This window comes from Fredinandcohnia quinoae, assembly GCF_022427965.1.
Taxonomy (GTDB): Bacteria; Bacillota; Bacilli; order Bacillales; family Bacillaceae_L; genus Ferdinandcohnia; species Ferdinandcohnia quinoae.
In genome coordinates this window covers 23,427-47,735 of sequence record NZ_JAKTTI010000028.1, presented here as the reverse complement: position 1 = coordinate 47,735, position 24,309 = coordinate 23,427, and the positions used below count along the sequence as shown (strand labels likewise).

The 24,309-nt window shown below is 36.7% G+C and carries 22 protein-coding genes and 1 other annotated feature; of the genes, 3 read left to right on the top strand and 19 right to left on the bottom strand.

Annotated elements, in window-relative coordinates; genetic code table 11:
* Positions 1 to 74: 74 nt before the first annotated feature.
* Positions 75 to 1,331, bottom strand: a complete 1,257-nt coding sequence (locus MJG50_RS16045; protein ID WP_240256762.1) for a M48 family metallopeptidase — start codon at positions 1,329 to 1,331, stop codon at positions 75 to 77.
* A 170-nt stretch (positions 1,332 to 1,501) separates the two neighbouring features.
* Positions 1,502 to 1,715 (top strand) — a binding site (T-box leader).
* A 42-nt stretch (positions 1,716 to 1,757) separates the two neighbouring features.
* Here MJG50_RS16045 and argS point away from each other — a divergent pair.
* The gene (gene argS / locus MJG50_RS16040) at positions 1,758 to 3,446 is read left to right on the top strand and encodes an arginine--tRNA ligase (RefSeq protein ID WP_240256761.1); all 1,689 of its coding nucleotides are present in this window, start codon (positions 1,758 to 1,760) and stop codon (positions 3,444 to 3,446) included.
* Between the two features lie 31 nt (positions 3,447 to 3,477).
* On the opposite strand, the gene MJG50_RS16035 is transcribed toward argS, so the two are convergent.
* From MJG50_RS16035 to MJG50_RS16005, 7 genes are all read right to left on the bottom strand, one after another.
* Positions 3,478 to 3,792, bottom strand: a complete 315-nt coding sequence (locus MJG50_RS16035) for an MGMT family protein (protein ID WP_240256760.1) — start codon at positions 3,790 to 3,792, stop codon at positions 3,478 to 3,480.
* Positions 3,793 to 3,808: 16 nt separating this feature from the next.
* Positions 3,809 to 4,120, bottom strand: coding sequence for an AzlD domain-containing protein (locus MJG50_RS16030; RefSeq protein WP_275695639.1), 312 nt, complete (start codon positions 4,118 to 4,120; stop codon positions 3,809 to 3,811).
* Positions 4,107 to 4,832 carry an AzlC family ABC transporter permease gene (locus MJG50_RS16025; protein WP_240256758.1) on the bottom strand — a complete coding sequence of 242 codons (726 nt, stop codon included), beginning with the start codon at positions 4,830 to 4,832 and terminating at the stop codon, positions 4,107 to 4,109. The genes MJG50_RS16030 and MJG50_RS16025 overlap by 14 nt, the downstream gene beginning before the upstream one ends.
* 127 nt (positions 4,833 to 4,959) lie before the next feature.
* The gene (locus MJG50_RS16020; protein ID WP_240256757.1) at positions 4,960 to 5,736 is read right to left on the bottom strand and encodes an enoyl-CoA hydratase; all 777 of its coding nucleotides are present in this window, start codon (positions 5,734 to 5,736) and stop codon (positions 4,960 to 4,962) included.
* Positions 5,737 to 5,845: 109 nt separating this feature from the next.
* Entirely contained in the window at positions 5,846 to 7,399 is a 1,554-nt protein-coding gene (locus tag MJG50_RS16015; protein ID WP_240256756.1) for a fatty acid--CoA ligase family protein, read from the bottom strand.
* 204 nt (positions 7,400 to 7,603) lie between these two features.
* Positions 7,604 to 8,599 carry a lipoate--protein ligase gene (gene lplA / locus MJG50_RS16010; protein ID WP_240256755.1) on the bottom strand — a complete coding sequence of 332 codons (996 nt, stop codon included), beginning with the start codon at positions 8,597 to 8,599 and terminating at the stop codon, positions 7,604 to 7,606.
* Between the two features lie 7 nt (positions 8,600 to 8,606).
* Positions 8,607 to 9,338 (bottom strand): MBL fold metallo-hydrolase, encoded by a 732-nt coding sequence (locus tag MJG50_RS16005; protein ID WP_240256754.1) that lies wholly within the window; start codon positions 9,336 to 9,338, stop codon positions 8,607 to 8,609.
* A 174-nt stretch (positions 9,339 to 9,512) separates the two neighbouring features.
* On the opposite strand from MJG50_RS16005, the gene yhfH reads away from it, so the two are divergent.
* Positions 9,513 to 9,641 (top strand): protein YhfH, encoded by a 129-nt coding sequence (gene yhfH, locus MJG50_RS16000; protein ID WP_240256753.1) that lies wholly within the window; start codon positions 9,513 to 9,515, stop codon positions 9,639 to 9,641.
* Between the two features lie 108 nt (positions 9,642 to 9,749).
* Here yhfH and hemY read toward each other — a convergent pair whose 3' ends face one another.
* The 4 genes from hemY to MJG50_RS15980 all read right to left on the bottom strand — a co-directional run bounded on the left by hemY (position 9,750) and on the right by MJG50_RS15980 (position 15,541).
* On the bottom strand, positions 9,750 to 11,189 hold the full coding sequence (hemY, locus tag MJG50_RS15995) for a protoporphyrinogen oxidase (protein WP_240256752.1): 1,440 nt from the start codon (positions 11,187 to 11,189) through the stop codon (positions 9,750 to 9,752).
* A gap of 19 nt (positions 11,190 to 11,208) precedes the next feature.
* Complete coding sequence (hemH, locus tag MJG50_RS15990) at positions 11,209 to 12,141, bottom strand: ferrochelatase (protein ID WP_240256751.1); 933 nt, start codon at positions 12,139 to 12,141, stop codon at positions 11,209 to 11,211.
* Between the two features lie 13 nt (positions 12,142 to 12,154).
* The gene (hemE, locus tag MJG50_RS15985; protein WP_240256750.1) at positions 12,155 to 13,201 is read right to left on the bottom strand and encodes a uroporphyrinogen decarboxylase; all 1,047 of its coding nucleotides are present in this window, start codon (positions 13,199 to 13,201) and stop codon (positions 12,155 to 12,157) included.
* Positions 13,202 to 13,420: 219 nt separating this feature from the next.
* Positions 13,421 to 15,541, bottom strand: coding sequence for a transglycosylase domain-containing protein (locus MJG50_RS15980; RefSeq protein WP_240256775.1), 2,121 nt, complete (start codon positions 15,539 to 15,541; stop codon positions 13,421 to 13,423).
* Positions 15,542 to 15,695: 154 nt separating this feature from the next.
* On the opposite strand from MJG50_RS15980, the gene MJG50_RS15975 reads away from it, so the two are divergent.
* Complete coding sequence (locus tag MJG50_RS15975) at positions 15,696 to 16,202, top strand: antibiotic biosynthesis monooxygenase family protein (protein ID WP_240256749.1); 507 nt, start codon at positions 15,696 to 15,698, stop codon at positions 16,200 to 16,202.
* A 17-nt stretch (positions 16,203 to 16,219) separates the two neighbouring features.
* Here MJG50_RS15975 and prpB read toward each other — a convergent pair whose 3' ends face one another.
* The 7 genes from prpB to MJG50_RS15940 all read right to left on the bottom strand — a co-directional run bounded on the left by prpB (position 16,220) and on the right by MJG50_RS15940 (position 24,105).
* Positions 16,220 to 17,119, bottom strand: a complete 900-nt coding sequence (gene prpB / locus MJG50_RS15970; RefSeq protein WP_240256748.1) for a methylisocitrate lyase — start codon at positions 17,117 to 17,119, stop codon at positions 16,220 to 16,222.
* A 15-nt stretch (positions 17,120 to 17,134) separates the two neighbouring features.
* The gene (locus MJG50_RS15965; RefSeq protein ID WP_240256747.1) at positions 17,135 to 18,577 is read right to left on the bottom strand and encodes a bifunctional 2-methylcitrate dehydratase/aconitate hydratase; all 1,443 of its coding nucleotides are present in this window, start codon (positions 18,575 to 18,577) and stop codon (positions 17,135 to 17,137) included.
* A gap of 36 nt (positions 18,578 to 18,613) precedes the next feature.
* On the bottom strand, positions 18,614 to 20,125 hold the full coding sequence (locus tag MJG50_RS15960) for a tripartite tricarboxylate transporter permease (RefSeq protein WP_240256746.1): 1,512 nt from the start codon (positions 20,123 to 20,125) through the stop codon (positions 18,614 to 18,616).
* Positions 20,126 to 20,140: 15 nt separating this feature from the next.
* Positions 20,141 to 20,590, bottom strand: coding sequence for a tripartite tricarboxylate transporter TctB family protein (locus MJG50_RS15955; RefSeq protein WP_240256745.1), 450 nt, complete (start codon positions 20,588 to 20,590; stop codon positions 20,141 to 20,143).
* A gap of 60 nt (positions 20,591 to 20,650) precedes the next feature.
* Positions 20,651 to 21,649: a tripartite tricarboxylate transporter substrate binding protein gene (locus tag MJG50_RS15950; protein ID WP_240256744.1), complete on the bottom strand. Its 999-nt coding sequence runs from the start codon at positions 21,647 to 21,649 to the stop codon at positions 20,651 to 20,653.
* Positions 21,650 to 21,826: 177 nt separating this feature from the next.
* Positions 21,827 to 22,507: a response regulator gene (locus MJG50_RS15945; RefSeq protein WP_240256743.1), complete on the bottom strand. Its 681-nt coding sequence runs from the start codon at positions 22,505 to 22,507 to the stop codon at positions 21,827 to 21,829.
* Between the two features lie 11 nt (positions 22,508 to 22,518).
* Positions 22,519 to 24,105 carry an ATP-binding protein gene (locus MJG50_RS15940; RefSeq protein ID WP_345893247.1) on the bottom strand — a complete coding sequence of 529 codons (1,587 nt, stop codon included), beginning with the start codon at positions 24,103 to 24,105 and terminating at the stop codon, positions 22,519 to 22,521.
* Positions 24,106 to 24,309: the final 204 nt, after the last annotated feature.

Sequence of the window (24,309 nt, the reverse complement as noted above, 5' to 3'; positions counted from 1 at the left end):
CCATTTCTCTTTTAATTTTTACATATTGTAAAACTAATATGAAATTTTGTTAGGTGTTTTTTAATAAAACCTATTCATTCCTGTTCATATTCATTTGTATACGTTAATCTCTCCAGCATAGTCGGATGCCCATATCTAAATAGTTTCACAAGGTATGGTGGATTCACTTGACTTAAGCCTGCCCTAGACAATTCTTGAAAAGATGATACTGCTGCTTCTTTGTCATTCGTCATTTCAAGTGCATAGAGATCTGCGTCCTTTTCTTGATGTCTTGAGACTGCATTGGAGATTGGATCAGATGCAAAGGAAAGCATGGAAATGAGCAATAAGAACAGTGGCAGTACTGCGATATCCTGTATAGATGAAACCTTGAATACCTTGCCCCATTTTTTCACCATTACCTGCATGAGCTTGTTAATAATGTAAAGCCCTATGAGCGTGAGTACTAAATAGCCAGCAATTCCGATATAGATATGTTTCATCACATAATGTCCCATTTCATGTGCCATAATGAATAATATTTCATTTTCACTTAAACGGTTTAAAGTTGTATCCCAAAGAACGATTCTTGAGTTTGATCCAACTCCTGTTACATAGGCATTCAGTGAGTTTGTCTTTGCCGACATATTCACTTCATACACATGGTCAGCTGGAATATCCGCTTTATCCGCTAATGCAAGTATTTTCGTTTCCAATTCCTTGTTCGTTAATGGATAAAAGTCATTATAAAGCGGATCAATGAGTACAGGTTGAACAAACATCAGGAAAAACGAAAATGGAACTGATAATAGCCATGCATAAAACCACCAACGCTTCGTGCTTTTTCGAATTAACCAGAACACCACAGCAATAATAATAATCATCATTGCATAATTGACCCAAAAATCGATCATATTGTCCTTCATCCAGCTTGAAGTCGTTTGTACGGTAATATTATATTTTTTTGAGACACTGTAACTCACCCATTGAAACGGAAACGACAAAACCTCAACTATTAGTGAAAGCCAAAACAAATAAATGGCGGTTTGAAGAATTGAAAACTTAGAAGTTGCCTTTGACCATTCACGGAACTTTGCCGATAACCCGACGACCAAAACCACTATATAGATTAGCCATTCAAATGGAATTGATAAAAAATAAAGTAAATTTTTTATTTGTGAATATTCCTCGCTTAATAATAATTGCTGGTCATTCATGAAAGTCTCTGGATCTGCTGCACTTCCTTTTAAGTTTGTCGGAATGTCCGTATTTGCACCATAAAATAAATACCACGCAATGAATAAACCAAATAAAATATAGGAAATGACTGACCACTTAATTATTTTTTTCACTAGATGTCCCCCTTCATATGTACAACCCTTGTAATTTATTTTAGTAAAAAACAGGGACAGTTAGAACAAGTTATTTGAATATAGTCTACCAGACACTGTTTATTTTAAACCGTATCAAAAAAAGGTTTGATTTCTGTATGCCGTTCCATTATGATTATGTGAAATATATATGAACTTCGATGATGAAGAGAGTAATCATGATTCGGTTCGATAGAGAGTTAGGGATGGTGGAAGCCTAATGTACTGTTCATGATGAAGCGCACTTCTTGAGAAGCATGTCTGAAATAAGTAGGATGTGCCGGGGAGAACCCCGTTATACGATCTGGTAAGAAGGTTCTATTTTGAACAATAAGAGTGGTACCGCGGGTAAATCTCGTCTCTATTTTGAGACGGGATTTTTTTATTTTAAAGAGGATGGTGGAAATTATGGAAGTTTTAGAAGCATATGCAAAGGAAATTACGAAGAAACTCGATGGGGCTTTGCCCTACGAGACAGTATGTAAACTAATTGAAAAACCAAAATTTCAGGAACAAGGGGATCTGGCATTTCCATGTTTTAGTTTAGCAAAAAGCTTACGAAAAGCACCTACTGTGATTGCGGAAGATTTGGCTAGTAAAATTCAAAGTGAGCTATTTGAACATGTCGATGCAAATGGTCCATATGTGAATTGCTTTCTTAATAAGAAGACAGTTAGTAAAAATGTACTGGAAACGATATTAACAGAATGTGATCACTATGGAAGCCTTGATATTGGGAAAGGTGAAAAAATCACACTAGACCTTTCCTCACCTAATATTGCGAAACCTTTTTCGATGGGGCATCTCAGATCAACCGTGATTGGAAATTCGCTAGCAAACATTGTAGAAAAATGTGGCTATCAACCAGTAAGAATTAATCATTTGGGTGATTGGGGTACGCAATTTGGGAAATTAATTGTAGCTTATATGCGATGGGGCAGTGATGCTATCGTAAAACAGAATCCGATTAAGGAGTTACTCAGCTTGTATGTGAAATTCCATGACGAAGCTGAATCAAAACCAGAATTAGAAGATGAAGCAAGACTATGGTTCAAAAAGCTTGAGGACGGTGATGAGGAAGCAACACTGTTGTGGAAATGGTTCAGGGATGAATCCTTAAAGGAATTCTCAAAAATCTATGAACTCCTCGATATTCATTTCGATTCATATAATGGCGAGGCCTTCTACAATGATAAAATGGATAATACCATCAAGTTACTATCAGAGCAAAACTTGTTATCCACTTCCGAAGGTGCAGAGGTTGTTGGATTAGAGGAATACAATCTTCCTCCGTGTTTAATCAAAAAATCTGACGGTGCAACCCTTTATGCAACACGGGATTTAACGGCAGCATTATATCGTCAGAATAATTATAGGTTTAAAAAGGCATTGTATGTTGTTGGTCACGAGCAAAGCTTACATTTTAAACAGATCTTTTTAGTTCTTGAAAAACTTGGATATGAATGGGCAAAGGAAATGGTCCACATTCCATTTGGTTTTATTTTAAAAGACGGCAAAAAAATGTCCACTCGGAAAGGAAAAATAGTACTATTAGAAGAGGTTATAAGGGATGCGATTGATCTTGCTCATAAAAATATTGAAGAAAAAAATCCAACACTAGCAAATAAAGATGAAGTCGCAAAAATGGTTGGAGTCGGTTCGATAATTTTTCATGATTTAAAAAATGACAGACTTAATAATGTTGAGTTCTCTTTGGAAGAAATGTTGAAATTCGAAGGAACAACTGGTCCATATGTTCAATACACCCATGCACGTGCCTGTTCAATTTTACGAAAATCAGGGAGTGGAGAAACGCTGAATCCAATTGGACTTACTGATGCTCACAGCTGGTCAGTCATTAAACTACTAATGGAGTTTCCAACTATTATTGAAAGAAGCCTATCATCTTATGAGCCATCACAAATTGCGAAGTACTTACTTGAGCTATCACAGGAATTCAATAAATATTATAGCCATGTAAAGATATTAATAGAAGACGAAGAAATGAATACAAGGCTAGCAGTTGTTAAAGCTGTTACAACTGTTTTAAAGGAAGGATTACGCTTATTAGGTATTAAAGCACCGGAAGAAATGTAGAAAGAGTGGGGCTCGTCATTTGGCGAGCCTATCATTGTTCATCGGGATGATATTGATATTTTTCAAGTTTTATCTCTTTACCATTGATTACATCAACACCTTCACTTTGAAGAAAATGAATTTGGGTGGCAAGTGCCTCTTCGTCTTGTATGCCAATCTCCCCTTTTGAATTAATGACTCGATGCCAGGGGAGTTTGTGTTTTTTACTCATAGTGTGAAGAATTCTCACAACCTGTCTTGCACCTCTAGGACTCCCTGCAAATTTTGCAATCTGACTATATGTCATCACCTTACCTGCTGGAATATGTTTTATGATATCGATAGCTCTTTCTGTAAATGTCTCCATAAGATCTAAACCTTTCTTAAAAGAAAAATGAGTATAAACTAAGCGCAACAATCGCACTTAACACAACCATAATCACATTCGCACCTAGATACGCAACGATAAATGCTGTAGCAGCGCCGATTATTCCGAACCAAATGTCATCGTTAATTGTAAAAATACCAGGAATAATAAGGGCTCCTAATATTGCAAACGGAACATTTTTTAACACACCTTGCAAAAAAGGAGGTAATTTTACTGAATTGAACACTACTAATGGTAGCATTCTTGGGATGTATGTCACAAGTGCCATCCCAATAATCATGATTACAATCATCTTATCCACGTTCATCAACCTCCCCTTCTTTTACAATGTACTTCATTAATGCCTCAACACCAATTGCAGAAATGAGTGTTGCAGTCACGATCGACCAACCAGGCTCCATGAAAAATGAAAAAATCGTATTTAATATCGCAGCACTAGCTGCCAGCACGACTACTTTTCGTTGCTTTTTCAATGAAGGAACAAGCAGCCCTATAAACATCGCATACAAGGCAACTGACATACTTTCCTGTAATGTCGCAGGCAAACTCGATCCGATTACATGACCAATTCCCGAAAATACAACCCAGCTGCTATATGAAACTGATATTAGACCAAACATGTATCCAGTTGAAACCTTTCCGTCTTTTACTGCGGCTACCGAAAAAGTTTCGTCTGTTACTCCAAATGCATATAGAGCCTTTTTAATAGGATGATCCTCCTCAACCTTTTCATTAAGTGACGCACACATGAGGAAGTGTCGGATATTTAAAATAAATGTAGTTAAAATAATTTCAAATATTCCTGTACCGACTGCGATTAATTGAAGAGATATGTATTGTGATGCACCAGCAAATACAATCAAGCTCATTAGTACTGCTTCAGCAACAGATAGACCTGTTGACTTTGCCAGCAAACCAAATGTCAAGGCTATTGGCATATACCCAACTGCTATGCTCATCCCCGATAGAGCACCCTGCTGAAATTCTGTATGTTTTTTTACAAGCACCGTTGTCGACATTTCCCCAATACTCCCCTTAACTATTTTTACATTCTATTGTCTTAAAAATTTTTGTTTTTTTCAATCATTTTGTTTTTAGATTAAAAATACACATGAATCGCAGTTCATGTGTATTTTCCCTCACATTCTATTTCCCCTTAAAAACAGGTTTTCTTTTTTCATTAAAAGCGGCCAGTGCTTCGAGCCGATCCTCCGTTGGGATTGTAACTTCGTATGCTTTGCGCTCAATTTGTAATCCTGTATGTAAGTCCACATTCATCCCTTGTTTAATCGCAAATTTTGCCTGTTGCAAAGCGATTGGTCCATTATTCAGCATTTCGTTTGCTAGTTTAATAGATTCCTTCATTAAGTCTTCTCTTGCAACTACTTTTGATACCATTCCATAAGAAAATGCTTCGTCTGGTGATATTCTACGGGCCGTCAATATGAGCTCTAATGCCTTTGCTTCCCCAATCAGACGTGGTAGACGTTGTGTCCCACCCGCACCTGGAATAATGGCAAGGCTTGTTTCCGTTAACCCCATTGAAGTATCCTGTACAACTATGCGAAAATCACACGCGAGTGCAAGCTCCATACCTCCACCAAATGCATAGCCATTCATTGCTGCAATTGTTGGTTGCGGGAGACTCTCAATACTAGCAAATACTTCACCAATTTTATATACATTTCTTCTTACTTCTGATTCTGACAGAGATTTTCGCTCTTTTAAATCCGCACCAACACTGAAAGCCTTTTCACCAGAACCCGTAATAATAACAACCCGAACCTCCGAGTTTGTACGAATGTCACCAATAACGTCCTCTAGACTTTTTAACATATCATAATTAAAACAGTTCATTGATTCTGGGCGATTCAATGTAATTGTCGCGATATGGTTTTTAATTTGATAAAGAATTGTTTTCATTTAAAACACCTCACAATTAAATATCACCAACTACATAACCTTCGACATAACTATAAAAATTCCTTCAAAAAAAGAGAACAGTCTCTAATCTGTTCTCCACAAGCCCTAATTATTTTTGCAACACTTTATCCTTTAACGCACGACGGAGAATTTTACCTGTTGTATTTTTTGGCAGTTCTTCTAAAAATTCTATTTTGCTAGGTACCTTGTATTTTGCTAGATGCTCTCGGCAATAACTGATTAAGTCTTCTTCAGTTATTGATTGGTTTTTCACTACAACATAGCAGTTTACAGCTTCCCCTTGATTTGCATCAGGAATTCCTAGTACTGCAACCTCCACTATTTCTGGGTGGTTATAAAGAACCTCTTCAACCTCACGCGGATACACATTGTAACCGCCTACAATTATCATGTCTTTTTTACGATCAACAATGTAGAAGTATCCTTCCTCGTCCATCCTCGCTAAGTCACCGGTATATAGCCAGCCATCACGTATTGCGAATGCTGACTCTTCTGGGAGCTTATAGTAACCTATCATAACATTTGGTCCACGGACAATTAGTTCTCCTACTTGTCCAACTGGAACCTCTTCACCATTCTCATCAACAACTTTATTTTCCACATTAACAATGCTTGTCCCAATTGAACCAGGCTTTCTTGGTCGATCTAAAGGATTAAAGCATGTTACAGGTGAAGCTTCTGAGAGACCGTATCCTTCAGAAATAGCAACTTGGAACTTTTGCTCAAACCCTTTTAGAAGTGCAACTGGCATTGCAGCACCACCTGAAATACATAAGCGCAGTGTTTTTAAATCCTCTGCAACCCCATCTGGATATTGCAGTAAGAAATTATACATCGTTGGTACTCCCGCAAATACTGTAGCCTCATTCTCTTTTGCAACTCGGAATATCTCTTTCGGACTAAATTTCGGAACAATTAATAATGTCCCACCATTCATAAGTGGTGCATTTAGAGCGACAGAAAGACAGAAGACATGGAACATTGGAAGTGTCGTAATCACCCTGTCTTGATCAGTTATTTTCAAGTATTCAGCAATATCTCTTGCATTACTGTATAGGTTTTTGTGGGTTAGCATCGCCCCTTTTGGCTTGCCTGTTGTTCCAGATGTATAAAGAATAACAGCTACATCATCATCCATAAGCTCTGGTCCAACGAAACTTAAATCACCCGAACCTACGACACTTGTAAACGATTTCATTTTTGGATAAATTGATAGATTAGTAATGTTAACATCACTGCTTGCCCCTTGAGGTGTTTCACAAACAATAATGTGCTCTACCTTAGGAAGATGTGCATTCATTTTTTCAAACAATGGCACAAGTAGGTCGAGTGCAATAATAGCCTTTACATCTCCATTATTAACAATGTATCCGATTTCATCTGGAGTGTAGATTGGATTAATCGGTATTACTGTTGCTCCTAACCTAAGTGCTCCATAAAGACTTATTACAAAATGTGGTGTATTCCCCAATAAAAGCGCGACATGATCACCCTTTTTTACACCAAGTTTCTCTAATCCACATGCAAATTTCGTAACAGCTCCATCTAATTCAGCATATGTGCTAGATGTGTCATTAAAAATGTAAGCAGGCTTGTTGTAATACTTTTTTGCAGTTTCCCCTAATCGTGAAGTTAAATTCAATATTTCTCCCCCTTTGACACTTATGAATGAATAGTCATTCATTTTTAAAGCAAAAAATAATATTCTAAATATATTATATTGAAAGAAAAATTTTCTAGCAAGAATGAATATAATATTTTTTGAAAAAATTATAAATCCTTTGTGAAAATTATATAAAAAATAGGCTACCAGTATCCATTGAGGTCCTGTGTAGCCTTCTGTTCTTTAATAGATTAAGTTTATAAAATCATCTTTTGAAATGTTTCCAAAATAATGCTGAATCTTTACCTCGTCTAATGCTCTTATTAATTCAGCCTTTTCATAACGTGTTCCAATTAAAAGGTCTTCGATTTCACTGACATCACCAACACCGAAGAAATCCCCGTAAATTTTGCAATTCTCGACAATACCCTTTTGAACTTCAAGTCGTACATCAATTGAACCAACAGGAAATCTGTGAGTATGATGATAATTAAATTTAGGTGATTTCCCATAGTTCCAATCCCAATTTTGATAACGTTCTTTTGATAGTTCATTGATATTTTTCCAATCTTCATCAGTGAGCTCATATGTTGGAATGTCATCAATATTCGTCGTGTCAAAAATATAACGTAGAAGCAGCTCCCGGAATTGTTCAATGGTGATTTTTTCCTCAAGAAATTCACTTATATTTGCGACACGACTTCGAACAGATTTTATTCCCTTAGACTCGATTTTTTCTTTTTTCACTTTTAATGCTGAAACTACATGTTCAATTTCAGAGTTCAACATTAAGGTTCCGTGGCTGAACATTCTACCTTTTGTAGAGAATTGGGCATTTCCTGAAATTTTACGACCTTCTACTTCAATATCGTTTCTTCCACTTAGCTTGGCATTAACACCAAGTTTATGTAAAGCTTCAACTACTGGTTCAGTGAATTTTTGGAAGTTGTGGAAACTCTCACCATCGTCTTTTGTGATAAAGCTAAAATTCAGGTTACCCAAATCATGGTAAACTGCTCCGCCACCAGATAAGCGTCTTACAACATGTATGCCATTACTTTCTACATACTCGGTATTTATTTCTTCAATTGTGTTCTGATTTTTTCCAATAATAATTGATGGTTCATTAATATAAAATAATAAATAAGTTTCATTGATATTCAAATTTTTAAGAGCATACTCTTCAATTGCTAGATTAATTCGTGGATCTGTTATCCCTTTATTATCAATAAATAACATACGTCTCTCACTCCCAAGTTAGTCCTGTTTTTGCTAATTGAATTTTACCATTAAATTCTTCTCTGGCTTGAATAATTAAATCTTGATGATTTCCGTGATGAGGCAAGTGTGTAATCCAGAGCTCCTTCACATTTGCATTTTTAGAAATTAACCCAGCTTCAGTACTCGACATATGTCCATATTTTGAACCATCCTGCCATGCATACATATTACATTCACAGATAAATAAATCTGCATCTTTCGCAAAAGGTATAAATTCATCAAGATAGCTTGAGTCTGCAGTGTAAACAACTGTTTGACTACCAGCTGAAATACGCATTGCATAACAAACTGCTGGGTGATTCGTTTTCATGAAGGTTATCGAATATGGTCCAATTTGTAATGGCTTATTTGGTTCATAGGGAATCGCTTTAGTGCTACCTTCATATGTCAAACGATTGAATTCATTTTCTTCAACAGTATGTGCATAAATAGGTAAAATATTTGACTTGTTCTGCATAGAATTGGAAATAATACGGGCATATTGAATTGGTCCAATATCTGCTACATGATCATGATGATAATGGGACAGAATAATTGCATCAAGATCATCCGTCTTTATGAAATTTTGCAACTGTGATAATACACCACTACCGCAATCAACAAGTAATTGATAACCATCATGCTCAATTAAATATCCTGAGGTAGCTTCATTTGCTGCAGGGAAGCCACCCCAAAAGCCGATAACTGTTACTTTCATTCGTATCACCTTTTTCCTAAAAAATGAGTCTCATACATGTTTTCCCTTACTTCCTACTATAATCCAAACCGGAAAGAATTTCATTAATTTCACCCTTTGTTACAAAACAGTTATTGACACATCGACAACTGTTATAATACAATACAACTAATAAATGAAATGGAGGGGTCAAAAATGTTAGTGAATAGTACTGAATTTTTTAAAAATCTCCCACCAAAAAAATGTGCAGAATGTGGAAATAATATTGATGAACAACATGAATGTTATGGCAACAAATGCGACAATTGCATGCAAATTAAATAATAAGCCCTACTATTTGAAGGCCTCGGCCTTCTTTTTTATCTCTATACCTTGGTATTGTACAGATTATAAATGGCCAGTTCACTTTAATGAACTGGCCACATTTGTTTATTACACGAGTTGTAGTTGTTTTTTATGTTCGTTAAGATATTGGAGAACCTGTTCAACTGCGGCTTCACCTTGATCGATACAGTCTGGTAAACCTAATCCTTCGTACGAACTACCAGCTAAATATACTCCTGGTAGTTGTTCTTGAACATTTTTCTTTACAAATTCAATACGTTCTTTATGCCCCACAGTGTATTGCGGCATTGCATCCTTCCATCGGGATATCACCGTGAATTCAGGTTGCTCTGTAATATCCATTGTTTTATTAAGATCATCTAAAACAACCTTAATAATTTCATCATCTGATTGGTCTACAATAGCTTCGTCCCCGGCCTTTCCAACATAACATCGAAGTAATACCTTGCCACTTGGTGTTGTATGTGGCCATTTTTTATGTGTCCACGTACATGCAGTAATAATGTAATCATTATTTCGAGAAACAACAAAACCGGTTCCTTCAATATCCTTCTTAATAGCTGATTCAGGAAATGCCATCGCTACAGTCGCTACCGAAGTTGAAGGCATTTCTGTGAAGGGTTCAAAAAATGAATATTGACCAAACATTGCTTGGGTTGCATGGTGTGGCGTAGTTACGACAATACTATCAGCAATCAAAATTTCACTATTGCTCAATTTTAATTCGTATTGATTTCCCTGCTTTTTAATATTCTCAACACGAATTCCCTTATAGACAGAACCTGGCTCTAACTTATTCTCAATCGCATCAATTAATGACTGTAGTCCTGAAGTAATCGTTTGAAATTGACCTTTTGGGTTCTTTTTAACTGTAACTTCCTTTGGCTTTGCAGGTGTTGTCTTCTTCATCCCCATAATTAAACTTCGGTATTTTTGCTCCACTTGATAAAACTGTGGGAAGGTAGACATAAGACTTAATTGGTCAATATCACCTGCATATATTCCAGATAATAGTGGTTCAATTAGATTTTCAACAACCTCATCTCCGAGCCTTCTTCTAAAAAATTGTCCTAGCGATTGGTCCTTTCCTGCTGGTGTTCGTGGTAATAGAAAGTCCATTGCAGCACGAAGCTTTCCAAAAGGAGTGAACAGACCAGTCGTAATAAAAGGTCCAACCTGAGTTGGAATACCCATTATTGATCCACCTGGCATAGGATGGAGCTTACCATTCGCTAATACGTATGATTTTCCAGCAGTATTATTAACGAGCTTATCACCTAAACCAACGCTTTTTGCCAGACGTGCCGCACTCTGTTTTCTCTCTAAAAAGGAATCCGGCCCTCTTTCTATAACAAAGCCATCCTGAACAACTGTTTGAACCTTGCCACCTACACGATGGCTTGCTTCCAAAAGGATACAGTCAATAGTAAGCCCTTTTTCCTTAGCTTCTTTTTGAAGATAATAGGCCGTTGTTAAACCAGTAATCCCTCCACCAATGACGACAACCTTTTGATTTTCTTCACTCACTTTAACATCGCCTTCTTTATTACTTATTCAATTGCTTTATTATTACACTCGCTAAGCAGTCGATAAATTCAGGTTTTGCATTCGGCATCTCAGGGCGATAATAGCTCGCACCGAGTTCCTCAGTAACAACTTTACATTCGTAATCATTGTCATATAAAACTTCTAAATGATTAGCAACAAATCCAACTGGAATATAAACAAAAGACTGATAGCCCTTCTCATGATAAAGATCCCTTGTTAAATCTTGAACATCTGGTCCTAACCATGGTTCTGGTGTATTTCCTGCACTTTGCCAGCCAATTTCGTAATTGGTGATTCCAGCCGCTTTTGCAATTAAATCTGCAGTTTCTTGTAGCTGTGATGGATATGGATCTCCTAAAGAGATGATTTTCTCAGGCAAACTGTGGGCAGATACAATTAATACTGTTTTTTTGCGTTCTTCCTCAGTCATTGAAGCATAAGTTTGTTTCACTTGATTTGCCCAATAATCAATGAACTTAGGTTCTTGATACCAGCTTTCAACAGAGGTTATTACTAATCCACCCAGCTTCTCTGCTTCTTCCTTCGCACGTTCATTATAGGATTTAACACTAAATGTTGAAAAATGTGGTGCCAAAACAATGCTTACCGCTTCTTCGATTCCATCGTTATGCATTTTCTGAATTGCATCCTCGATAAATGGTTCAATATGCTTTAACCCAATATACATCTTAAATTCTATTTCATCTTGGATTGAATTTAGATGTTGCTCAAGTTTTTCAGCTTGTTCTTGAGTAATTTTAGCAAGTGGAGAAATCCCGCCAATTGCTTCATATCTTCCTTGCAAGTCCGCCAGCATTTCAGGCGTTGGCTTACGCCCATGGCGAATATGTGTATAATAGCGTTCAATGTCTTCTTCTTTATAAGGGGTACCATATGCCATTACTAGCAATCCCATTCTCTTTTTTGTCATTTTGTCAAACACCTCATTTTAAATTACGACTAGAATATTCATGAATAAATGCTGTTAATCGTTGTAATGTTTCAGGATTAACTGAAGGGAACACTCCATGTCCAAGATTAAAGATATATCCTGGATTCTGCATACCTTGATCTAAAATTTCTCTTGCTCTCTCTTCAATTACTTCCCAAGGAGCAAGTAAAATGGCAGGGTCTAAATTTCCTTGTACTGTTTTCGTTATGCCAAGTTCTCTTGCTTGATTTATTGGCAAACGCCAATCAAGACCAACAACATCAAGTGGAAGGTCATTCCATTCCAATGCTAAATGGCTAGCACCTACTCCAAACATAATAAGTGGTACGCCAGTTTCACGGAGCTCACTAAAAATCCGAGTCATGATTGGTTTAATAAACTGACGGTAATCAGCTACATTTAACGCACCAACCCATGAATCAAAAATTTGAACTGCTTTTGCTCCTGCATTTATTTGTGATTTTACATATGTAATCGTCATATCTGCGAGCTTATCCATTAATGTGAACCAAGCTTTCGGCTCTGCATACATGAAAGCTTTCGTTTTATTATAATTTTTTGAAGGACCGCCTTCAATCATATAGCTTGCAAGAGTAAATGGAGCCCCAGCAAAACCAATGAGAGGAACAGTAAGCTGTTCAGTCGTTAAAAGCTTTATTGTTTCTAACACATAAGGAACATCTTCCTCTGGATGGATTTCTCCAAGTTTTTCAACATCAGCTAATGATTGGATTGGATTACTGATAACAGGTCCAACACCTGATTTTATTTCCACATCTACTCCAATTGCGGGAAGTGGAGACATGATGTCTTTGTAAAGAATTGCAGCATCAACATCATATTGGTCTACCGGAAGCTTCGTCACATATGCACAAAGTTCGGGTTGATGTGTAATTTCAAATAAGCTATATTTCTCTTTTATTTTTCGATATTCTGGCTGTGATCTACCCGCTTGGCGCATATACCAAACAGGAACATGATCTGTTTTCTCTCCAATGGCAGCCTTTAAAAATGTATCATTAAAACCGTTCTTCATCATGTTAAACCCTACCTTTCAACATTTTACAACACATAATTTCTATAATAGCATAGAGGAAAATTTTTCTCTCAAAATACGCTTTCAATATGTAGTCATTTTTACTTACTCATACAACTATAAATGTTTCTACTATCCTTGTATAGATAACCTAGTGAAATGTCAATAATTCGCCTAATTTTTAAGGTGGTAGACTTATATCCACCACCCTAAAAAAATAACTTATCGATTCGAAAAAAATGTTGGCTTAACTAATGATGATTCAATTCCTTCTTGTTCAGTCTGTGAATTGTATGGGATCACGCAATAGGATGGGATTGAAAAAACATTAATATTCTCGATTTCAAATCTTCCTTTTCCAATTACAGAAGCAATATATTTCAATCCTTTTGGCTGCTCCTCGTAGATTCGATATTCAATTCTTTCGTCAGAACCTGGAGTCCAATTTAAAGTGACTGTAAATAGCCCCAAAGGTTTAAATGATAGATCCGCAGTAAGGTCAGTTATTTCTACAAGACGAATTGGAGGTTCTAATTCACGAACACCTTTAGGGCTTGTAAAGGACATCATTTTTTCAATGTTTGACTTTTCAAGAATCTCCTTAAATAGTCTAGTTGGAGCAGCACTTCCAGTTTTTAAGTAATGCCGATCATCTGTTTGATCATACCCCATCCAAATCGCACCAACGACTGACGGTGTATATCCAACAAACCAAGCATCTTTTATGCCCTTTTCTGCATTAGGCATATTCGTAGTACCTGTTTTACCTGCTAACGCACCGAGATATTCACCTGCTTTCCCCGTCCCTTTTTTAACAACCCCTTCAAGCATTCGGGTCATATACCAAGCAGTTTGCTTAGAAAATGCATTTATTTCGTTCGTAGACGCTTGTCCAATTACATTATTATTCCGATCAACAATCTTACTTATTATATGTGGTTCAATTACATTCCCTTCGCGTGCAAATGCACGATATGCTTTTGCCATATCGATTGGTGAAATTCCTTCCTTTAGTCCACCTAATGCAATTGAAAGTCCCTGATCAGGGATGGAAATACCTGTTTTCTTTAAATAATTTTTAACTGTTGGAATCCCTAGTTTATCCAGAATCCAAACAGCAGGGGCATTTGTTGATTCTAGTACTGCATCATACATCGAAATTTTTCCTTTGTAGGTATCATGATAATTACTTGGCTCATAGTCCCCATATGAGACTTTTTTATCTACTAATAAAGAATACGGTTCAAATTCATGTTCTTCTAGGGCTGGTCCATATACTGCCAATGGTTTTAATGTGGATCCGGGCTGGCGCTTTATATTTACTCGATTTGTCCCTTTACGGACATAATTCCGACCCCCAATACTTGCAAGAACACCACCTGTGTCATTGTCTAATAATACAAATGCCCCTTCTGCACTTTCATCGATTCCTGGAAAATTATTAGGATCTTGAAACATTTCATAAGCTGTTTTTTGTAGGTTAACATTTAAAGGTACTGTAATCGTATAACCACCACGCATTAATTCTTCATTTGATAATGAATAACGTGCCTTTGCCTCATCAAAGACCATATCAATGTATGTTAGTAGTGCTGGTTCTTTTACAAATTCCTGTACATTCAAAGAAACGGTTTTTCCTACTAAACGAACTGCTTCCTCTGGCTTTAAATAGCCTTTATCCTCCATTAAATTAATAACTAAATCTCTTCGTTCTTTACTTTTTTCAATATTATTGATGGGAGAATACTTTGTAGGAGCTTTTGGTATTGCAGCGAGTAAAGCTCCTTCCTCAATTGTTAATTCATTTACGTTCTTATTAAAATATAATTTGGAAGCAGACTGTATCCCATATGCTCCATGACCAAAATAGATTTGATTTAAATACATTTCCAGAAGTTCTTTTTTGCTGTACTTTTCCTCTAAATTTATCGCGATTATGAGCTCCTTTGTTTTTCGTAAAAAGGTCTTTTCATTTGTTAAAAAGACATTCTTGGCAAGCTGCTGCGTAATCGTACTACCACCTTCTACTTTTCCACCAGCTAAAATGTCTTTATAGAGTGCTCTGGAAATTGCTTGCAGATCGATGCCGTGATGCTTATAAAAACGAGTATCTTCAATCGCAATAAACGCATTTTGTACATAGTCAGGAATATCCTGAATAGAAACAAGATCACGATTCTCGTAATACAACTTCGTAATAAGATTCCCATCCTGGTCTACTAGTCTTGATGCAGAGTTCATGACTAGCTTTTTATCATCTATTACATAATTACCAGCATATATTATAAGTAAATATCCTATTAATCCGAGGATAAATGAACCTAATATCACAAAAAACGTCATGAATATTTTCTTTTTCAACAACAAAACCCCCTTAGTAAAGAAATGCGTAAGCGCCTCTGTTGAAATCTACTTTCAAGTAATGTTATCTTTTAGTATAACTGTTAAAGTTTCACAGTATGTATGAAGAAATAAGATTTATACGGGGGGATTAGCTATGAAGCTTTTTATTGCACTAGGAACGGTAGATTTTTTAGTAAAACTCAAACAGAAATACCAAAAAGAAAATATGGCTTGTTTTTACAATAATGAAACAGCCATCCTAATCCATGAGTCAGCAAAGAAAACGGTATTTAGTGCTCCTAGGAGATATGATGCAGTAGAAACAATCGGTGATGTCCATAGCTCAGATGTGGCCGCTCTAACCTATATCCCCATTTTCGAAGATGATCGACCTTCCTTTGAATTCCGTATGAAGGATATAAAAAATGATGTTATTTTAGCTCCTGGTTCTATCGGAATCCGAGTCCTTCGTCCAATCAAAAGTGATACTTATTTGATTATGACATTATGGAAAAATGAAGGGGCATATACCAATTGGAGACAAACTAACTCATTCACTGAGTTCCAACAAAAAATAGGAAATCCAGACGGAGTTAAAAACCTCCTATCTGGACCATTGTATACGAAGATCTTTTATGCATTGAGGGATTCATCTGAGTAATTTTTTTCGCCTTACATTTAACTTAATATCGTTTTTGATATTTCAGAATCAAGCTTTTCAAAATCAAAATAATGAATGGTTTCATAAAGTTCTTTTCTAGTTTGCATTTTATCAAGGCTATTTTTCTGAGTTCCTGCTTGGTGGATTTCATTCAAAACATCTTCAATTGCTTTTGCCGCTACCCGAAGCGATGTGACTGGATAAATTACCATGCTGTATCCAAACAATTCAAATTCACTTGCACGATAATAAGGGGTCTTACCAAATTCAGTCATGTTCGCAAGAAGTGGTGCATTTACTTCATTTTTCACCCGCAAAAACTCATCTTCAGTCGTTAATGCCTCTGGAAAAATAGCATCTGCACCTGCTTCAATATACTTATTGGCACGTTCGATTACACCATCCATTCCTTCAATAGCTAATGCGTCTGTTCTTGCTATAACAAGAAGTGTTGGTGCCACTTCTTTTATTATTCTGATTTTTTGCATCATGTCTTCACAACGAACTAGCTTTTTACCATTCAAATGTCCACATTTCTTTGGAAGCTCCTGATCCTCTATTTGAACTGCAGCAACCTTTGACTCAACCATTTCTCGAGCAGTTCTTGCAGTATTCAGCACACCCCCAAAGCCCGTATCGATATCCACAAGTACAGGTAAGTTTGTTGCCCGAATCAGATCTTTTGCACGGGTAGCGATTTCTTCAGATGTGTTAATCCCTAAATCGGGAAGACCACGACTCGCAGTATATGCTGCTCCGGAAAGGTATAATGCTTCAAATCCAGCTTTTTTTGCTAGGAGAGCAGACATTCCGTCATAGGCTCCAGGTATTTGCAAAATAGTGGAATCCATCATTTTAATTCGAAATTGTTTAGCTAACTCTTCTTGACTATGTTCTTTATCAATTATCCATGGCATGATGTTCCCCCCTAATTAAATGATAAGCTTTTCCAAGAAATCATTAACAGTTGTCTTGCTTAATTCCTCATGGTTCATACATAATTGGTAAATTTCCTTCACTTGTTTTTGAGGGAATCGACTTTCAAGGTTATTTCCGAATTTCTTTACTAGTTGCGGGATTCCCTCATCCCTTCGAAAACGGTGGCCTAATGGGTATTCCTGTACTATATTTTCGGTCGATGTTCCATCTGTAAAATGTACTTGAATCGCATTCGCGATTGACCGTTTATTTGGGTCAAGATAATCCACCGAATATTGTTCACTTTCAATTACCTCCATTTTTTCACGTAGGTAATCTATTCTAGGATCCTTGGCAACTTCTTCCTCATAATGATCAGAATGAATATCGCCAAATAGTAGCCCAATTGCCACAATGTATTGAATACAGTGATCCCGGTCAGCAGGATTTTTCAGTGGCCCTTTCTTATCAATAATACGGATTGCAGATTCATGTGAGGTAATCACAATTTTGTCCACTTCATTTATGCGATTGATCACTTCTGGATGTAGTTCAACAGCACATTCTGCTGCAGTTTGACCATGAAATTCAGCAGGATATGAAACTTTAAACAAAATATTTTCAATAACATATGAGTCTAGCGGTCTGCTTAAAGTGATTTCCTTTCCTCCAAACAAAACTTCCTGGAATCCCCAATTTGGAGCAGTTAATGGAGTTTGATACCCCATTTCTCCATTAATAGCCATCATGGCAAGTCGAACACCGCGACTTGTTGCATCGCCTGCTGCCCAGGATTTTCGTGATCCTGTATTAGGAAAATGACGATAAGTTCGTAAACTTGAATTGTCAATCCACGCATTTGATAATGCATTCATAATTTCTTCTTTTGACCCACCAAGCATCTTCGTTACAACCGCTGTTGTTGCAACCTTAACAAAAAGAACATGGTCTAATCCTTGACGGTTTAAGCTATTCGAGAGGGCAAGAACCCCTTGAATTTCATGTGCCTTAATAATAGCTTCAAGCACGCAATCCATTGATAACGGATCTTGGCCATTTAGTATTCTCTTTTGACTCATATAATCTGCTACTGCAAGGATTCCTCCTAAATTATCAGATGGATGTCCCCACTCTGCCGCTAACCACGTGTCATTGTAATCCAGCCAACGTATGGCACAACCAATATTAAATGCAGCATGTACAGGATCCAGTTTGAATTGTGTCCCTGGTAATCTGCTGCCAAATGGTACAATTGTTCCAGGAACGATCGGACCAAGATGTTTTGTACATTCAGGATATCTCAATGCTAAAAATCCACACCCTAGTGTATCTATAAGAACGTATCTTGCTGTTTCAAACGCGACTTCACTTTCAATCTTTTTATTTAACACATATTCTGCAATTGTTTCGATAATTGAATCTGATTGAATGCAATTTTTCAGTTCTACTTTTTGCATGATTGTAAAACCACCTCTCTACTTTTATCTTTATCATTAAATCGTGTGATTCAATGAATCATCCATTCTTTTTTTCTTTTTTCTACTTTTTAGTAGAGGTACAATAAATGATAGAAGAGCAACTGCCAGTAGTGCACAAGAAATTGGTTTTTGTACAAATATTAGGAAGCTCCCATTAGAGATCGTTAATGATTGTCTTAGAGATTGTTCCATCATTCCTCCAAGAATAAAAGCCAATAGCATTGGTGCAGCAGGGAATTTCATTCGGGACATAAAATAGCCGATAATCCCAAATACAACGAGTAAATATAAATCAAAGGTCCTGAAGCTTATCCCGTACACACCGACGATACAAAAAATAATGACAAGTGATATTAACATTGGTCTTGGAATTTTTAATATTTTTGAAATATAGGGAATAAGCGGCAGGTTTAATATTAGTAAAATCACATTTCCAATATACATACTCGCAATAACTCCCCAAAACACATCAGGATGGTCATTCATCAATAATGGTCCTGGTTGAACGCCTAACACAATTAGTGCTCCTAACATAACAGCAGTTGTTCCTGACCCTGGTATCCCTAAGCTAAGTAAAGGTACAAAAGCACCACTTGAGGCACCATTGTTTGCTGCCTCTGGACCAGCTAGCCCAGCAATGGAGCCTTTTCCAAATTCTTCAGGCTTCTTGGAAATCTTTTTTTCAGAAATATAGCCTAAGAAGGATGCAATTGTTCCACCTGCGCCAGGCAGGACCCCAATTAAAAATCCCATAACCGACTGTCTTCCCATCGGTCCGGCCATTTCCTTATAATCTTGTTTTGATAAACTTAGACTACCAAGTTTATTACTGAAGGCACTTTTTTGTTTCCTTTCGAAAATCAAAGAACTTACTTCTGCTAACGCAAATAATCCTAATGCAATAATTAAAAAGTCAATTCCCTCCAACAAGTTCGCATTTCCAAATGTGTATCTTGTTGTCCCGGTTTGACCATCAATTCCAATCGTTGCAACCATAAAACCGATTGTGGCTGAAATTAACGCTTTCACTGTTGAACCCTCAGAAAAGCTTGATACCGTCATTAATCCCATCAGCATTAACGCAAAATATTCAGCAGGTCCAAATGATATCGCAAGCTTTGCTAGCAATGGAGCAAAAAAAGTAAGGAGAATAACACTAACAGTCCCTCCAACAAAAGATGCGATTGCGGCAATGGCCAACGCTTTACCTGCCTTTCCTTGTTTCGCCATCGGGTATCCGTCGAAGGTCGTCGGTACAGACATCGATTCTCCTGGTGCATTTAACAAGATTGATGACGCGGCACCGCCATATGCTGCACCATAATAGACACCCGCCATGAGGAGTAGTGCCATTGCTGGATCCATACCATACGTGATTGGAATCATAACAGCGATTGCGGTAATCGGCCCCAAACCAGGAATCATTCCAATAAGTGTTCCAACAATCGCACCTAATAGTACAAATAGAAGTCCATTAAAACTAAGTGCAACCTTAAATCCCGTTAATATCCCCTCAAAAACATCCATCCCGTTCCCTCCTTTCTAAAATGGTAATATTCCCTGCGGTAATTGGATTTTTAAAAATGATGTAAATAAAAAATAGATAAATAAAGGTATGGACAATGATACAATAACGTTTGATAACCACTTTTTATATCCAAGAAACCAAGAACAGAAATAAAGGAAAAGTGCTGTCGAAATGATAAAGCCTAAAAATTCAAGAAGTATAATAAAAAGAAGAACAAGAAATAGAACGGTCAGAAGGACTTTTATTTCTCCTTTTGGTAATTTATTTTCTTCCTCATTCTTTTCATCCTTTTGAAAGAAAAGTAAGATTGATAGAATTAATAATATGAAGCCAAGTGTGATAGGAACCGCATCAGAGTCAACAGGTACGTATGGATAGGATGGCAAACGGTAACTTAACACTAAGTATCCAATTGAAATCACCATTAAGAATATTGATATTTTCTTATTTAACGAATCTAACATCATCACACCACCTATAAGAGGAGCCAACAAACAAGCCATTGGCTCCTAGATTAGAATTATTTATTTTCCAATGCCTAGTTCATCTAATAATGTCTTCATCGATTCATTTTCTTTTGCCAAGAACTCTTTATATTCCTCACTATCCATGAACATTTCATTCCATCCGTATTGTTCACGAATCTTCGCCCAGCCATCAGATTCACTAAGTCCTTTGAATTTCTTTACATAATAATCTAATGAAGCTTGATCCATATCTGGAGGACCAAAGAACCCCCTCCAGTTGATAAATGTTGCATCTATTCCTTGCTCTTTAGCAGTTGGGAAATCTTCTAGTACTTCACCTTGTAAACGTTCTTCAGACGTAACACCTAATACTTTGATTTTTCCACCCTTTACTTGTTCAACAGTTTCTGCAACACCCGTTGAATAGACTTGTACACTGCCGTTTAGTAATTGTGTTAATGCTCCACCATCTTGATCAGAAACATATTTGATTTTTTTAACATCTACCCCTGCGGCCTTTGCAACCTTAATAAATTGGATATGATCCATACTTCCTGGAGAGGATGCTCCAACAACAGAAATACTTGATGGATCCTTCTTCATATCCTCAAATAATTCATTTAAATTATCCCATTTTGCATCAGCTCTAACAGCAATAGCTGCATAGTCCGCAATTAAGTTGGCAATGGGAGTAAAATCCTCAAAGTCATATTCGGATTGGCCATTTAGTGGAACTAACAACATTGGCGGTGAAGTAACGAATAAATTGTATGGGCTATCCTTTTTTCCATGTATATAAGCCCACGCAACAGCTCCGCCTCCTCCTGGTTTGTTAACTACACCTATACTTTGCTCAATAATCTTCTCTTCTTCAAATATCTTTGCCGTCATCCTAGCTGTTGTATCCCAGCCACCACCGGCACCAGCTGGCGCAACAATTTCAATCGCCTTTTTCGGTTCCCAAGGACCATCGGTATTTTTTGAACTTGAATCACTTGAACAAGCTGCAACAAATAACAATAATAGTACAGATAATAATGCTACTATCCTTCTCATAATCCCCCTCCTCTTTAATAAAAAAATATAATAAAGGATTCCTACCCTTTATTAAAAAAATAATAACGAATAATTCTAAAAATGTAACCGTTTCCAAAATAACGTTAATACTATTTATTTCGAGCATTTTGTTCATTTTGTTCACGAAGACATCAAAAAAAACACCTACTTAGGTGTTTATAAAATTCGATATTTTCTTTCTGGCCTTCCAACTATCCCATACTCGAGATTAGCTGCACCATCACCTTTAGAAACAATATACTCTAAATATCTTCTCGCAGTTGTGCGCGAAGCCCCCATTTTCACACCCATTTCTTCCGCAGAAATACCATTGTCAATTGTCTTCATAAGATCGATTACCTTTTGCAAAGTTAACGGGTCTATTCCTTTTGGCATTACTTGACTTTTGGCCATTTTATCCTTTGAGTAGGATATTGCCATAATTTTATCAATCGTCTGCTGATTAACTTCTGCATGATCTGTAAGTAGTTCTCTTCTTTTTTTATAGTTTTCAAGGGTTTCAGTAAATCGTTCAAGAGAAACTGGTTTAATAATATAATCAATCACTCCATATCTTAATGAAGTTTCAACTAGCTCCTTCTCCGTAGCTGCGGTTATCATAATGACATCAACAAGAGGAAATTCCCTCCTGATAATATGTAATAAATCGGTCCCCAGGCGATCCTGCATGTAAATGTCAAGCAGCAATAAATCTACTTTCTCATCCTGTAATAATTGTAGTGTTTCTTCGGCATTTAATGTCTTCCCGACTACTTTGAATCTATCTATTTTTAAAATAAAGCGTTCATGAATCGATGCAACTCTAAAATCATCCTCTGCAATCGCAACCTGTATCAAGATAATCCCTCCTAGATAACATTCTTTAATTGCTTTGGAATAAAAATTGAAAATGCAACACCTCCATCATGCTTATTCTGCAATTCAATTGAGCCATTAAGCTCTTCTACAACTTGCTTAACAATTGCGAGCCCGTACCCTCGATTTTGACCACTTTTTGTTGAATATCCCTTTTCAAAAATATTGACATGGCTCTCAAAATCAATCCCATTCCCCGTATCAGCCACCTCAAATACAATGTCATTTCCGATATCCGTAGCAAAAAAGGTGACTTCTCTATTGGAGCTCTTCATAACAGCCTCGATTGCATTATCAATGATATTTCCGAGAATTGTAATTAATTTTGATATATCCATATGTTTAGGTAATGGTCCCATAGAGCTTGTTGAATCAATTTGAAAAGTAACTTTGTGCTCAGATGCTTTTCCAATTTTCCCAAGCAATATCGCTTGTACCTTATGGTCATGAATTTGTTCAAATAATATTCGATTTTGATTTTGATGTAAAGCCGATTCCGAATGAATGAGTTCAATAGCTTCATCATATTCTTCTAGTTGTAAAAGGCCGGAAATCGCATATAGTTTGTTCGTATATTCATGGGTTTGTGCACGTAAATCCTCTGAGTATTTCCTTACTTCAGATAAAGTATTAACCATTTCTGCAACCTCCGTCTTATCTCTAAAACTTGCGACAACACCGACAATTTTCCCCTTATCCTTGATCGGCGTCCGGTTAACGATTACGACCCTATCTTTTAATAACATTTCTTGATCGCTTTCAAAAACACCTGATTCTAGCACTTTATACATTTGAGTATTAGGGATAATTAGATCAATGGGTTGATTAATAGATTTACCCGATATTCCTAATATTTTTCTTGCGGTATGATTCATCATCGTAATCACCCCTTTATCATCAATCGCGATAATTCCTTCTTTTATCGATAAAAGAATCGCATTTCGTTCTCTATATAATGCAGCAATTTCATGTGGCTCCAAACCTAGAATGTCTTTGCGAATATTTCTTGCCAATAGTACTCCACCAAAGGTACCTAGAACAAGGACAAGGACAGCTAGAAGACCAAACTTTACAAGTTTATTTATTAATGCCGCCTGAACATCCTCTTGCATAAAACCAACGGATACAATTCCAATAGTCTGACCCTCATTATCAAAAATAGGAGCTTTTCCACGTAGTGAAGGGCCAAGTGAACCAACCGCCTCAGAGGTATAATACTTACCTTCCAGTAAAGCTTTATCATTGTCTCCTCCCACCATCTTTTTTCCTATCTTCCAGTCATCAGGATGGGAATAGCGGATACTATCTTTATTTCCGACAACGATAAATTCTGCACCAACCTCTTCCATAATTTTTTTAGTTATTGGCTGAATAACAGTAGAAGGATCCTCTAGCTCAAATGCCTCTTTTATTCCAGGCATTAATGAAACAGTTGTTGCAACCTGCAACGCAAGTTGACCCATATGTTGTTCGGTTTGCTTAGATTCAAAATATGAATAGATTACTGTTAATAAAATGATGACAAATAGTAATAATGTGATGATTAGACCGATAAGTTTTGTCTGTAAGGAAACCTTTATCGTAGTTCAACCCCCTTCAAACTACATTGTTTTCTATTTTCATTTTATGTTAAAAAAACAAAAGAAATCAAGCTTATTATCTGACTATTCAAAATTAACGATTGCTCCCACTTTCATTTTTTTGCTAACCTCAGTGTCTGGCTTTTTCTTAAGTGTTATTCTATAATTCTCCAAGTATAGGATATATAATGAAGATGGACGAAA

Bases quoted from the DNA above. Each gene is read 5' to 3' on its own strand.
- argS (WP_240256761.1), top strand. From the start codon at position 1,758: ATGGAAGTTTTAGAAGCATATGCAAAGGAAATTACGAAGAAACTCGAT.
- MJG50_RS16035 (WP_240256760.1), bottom strand. From the start codon at position 3,792: ATGGAGACATTTACAGAAAGAGCTATCGATATCATAAAACATATTCCA.
- MJG50_RS16030 (WP_275695639.1), bottom strand. From the start codon at position 4,120: ATGAACGTGGATAAGATGATTGTAATCATGATTATTGGGATGGCACTT.
- MJG50_RS16025 (WP_240256758.1), bottom strand. From the start codon at position 4,832: ATGTCGACAACGGTGCTTGTAAAAAAACATACAGAATTTCAGCAGGGT.
- MJG50_RS16020 (WP_240256757.1), bottom strand. From the start codon at position 5,736: ATGAAAACAATTCTTTATCAAATTAAAAACCATATCGCGACAATTACA.
- lplA (WP_240256755.1), bottom strand. From the start codon at position 8,599: ATGTTATTTATTGATAATAAAGGGATAACAGATCCACGAATTAATCTA.
- MJG50_RS16005 (WP_240256754.1), bottom strand. From the start codon at position 9,338: ATGAAAGTAACAGTTATCGGCTTTTGGGGTGGCTTCCCTGCAGCAAAT.
- yhfH (WP_240256753.1), top strand. From the start codon at position 9,513: ATGTTAGTGAATAGTACTGAATTTTTTAAAAATCTCCCACCAAAAAAA.
- hemH (WP_240256751.1), bottom strand. From the start codon at position 12,141: ATGACAAAAAAGAGAATGGGATTGCTAGTAATGGCATATGGTACCCCT.
- hemE (WP_240256750.1), bottom strand. From the start codon at position 13,201: ATGATGAAGAACGGTTTTAATGATACATTTTTAAAGGCTGCCATTGGA.
- MJG50_RS15980 (WP_240256775.1), bottom strand. From the start codon at position 15,541: ATGACGTTTTTTGTGATATTAGGTTCATTTATCCTCGGATTAATAGGA.
- MJG50_RS15975 (WP_240256749.1), top strand. From the start codon at position 15,696: ATGAAGCTTTTTATTGCACTAGGAACGGTAGATTTTTTAGTAAAACTC.
- prpB (WP_240256748.1), bottom strand. From the start codon at position 17,119: ATGCCATGGATAATTGATAAAGAACATAGTCAAGAAGAGTTAGCTAAA.
- MJG50_RS15965 (WP_240256747.1), bottom strand. From the start codon at position 18,577: ATGCAAAAAGTAGAACTGAAAAATTGCATTCAATCAGATTCAATTATC.
- MJG50_RS15960 (WP_240256746.1), bottom strand. From the start codon at position 20,125: ATGGATGTTTTTGAGGGGATATTAACGGGATTTAAGGTTGCACTTAGT.
- MJG50_RS15955 (WP_240256745.1), bottom strand. From the start codon at position 20,590: ATGTTAGATTCGTTAAATAAGAAAATATCAATATTCTTAATGGTGATT.
- MJG50_RS15950 (WP_240256744.1), bottom strand. From the start codon at position 21,649: ATGAGAAGGATAGTAGCATTATTATCTGTACTATTATTGTTATTTGTT.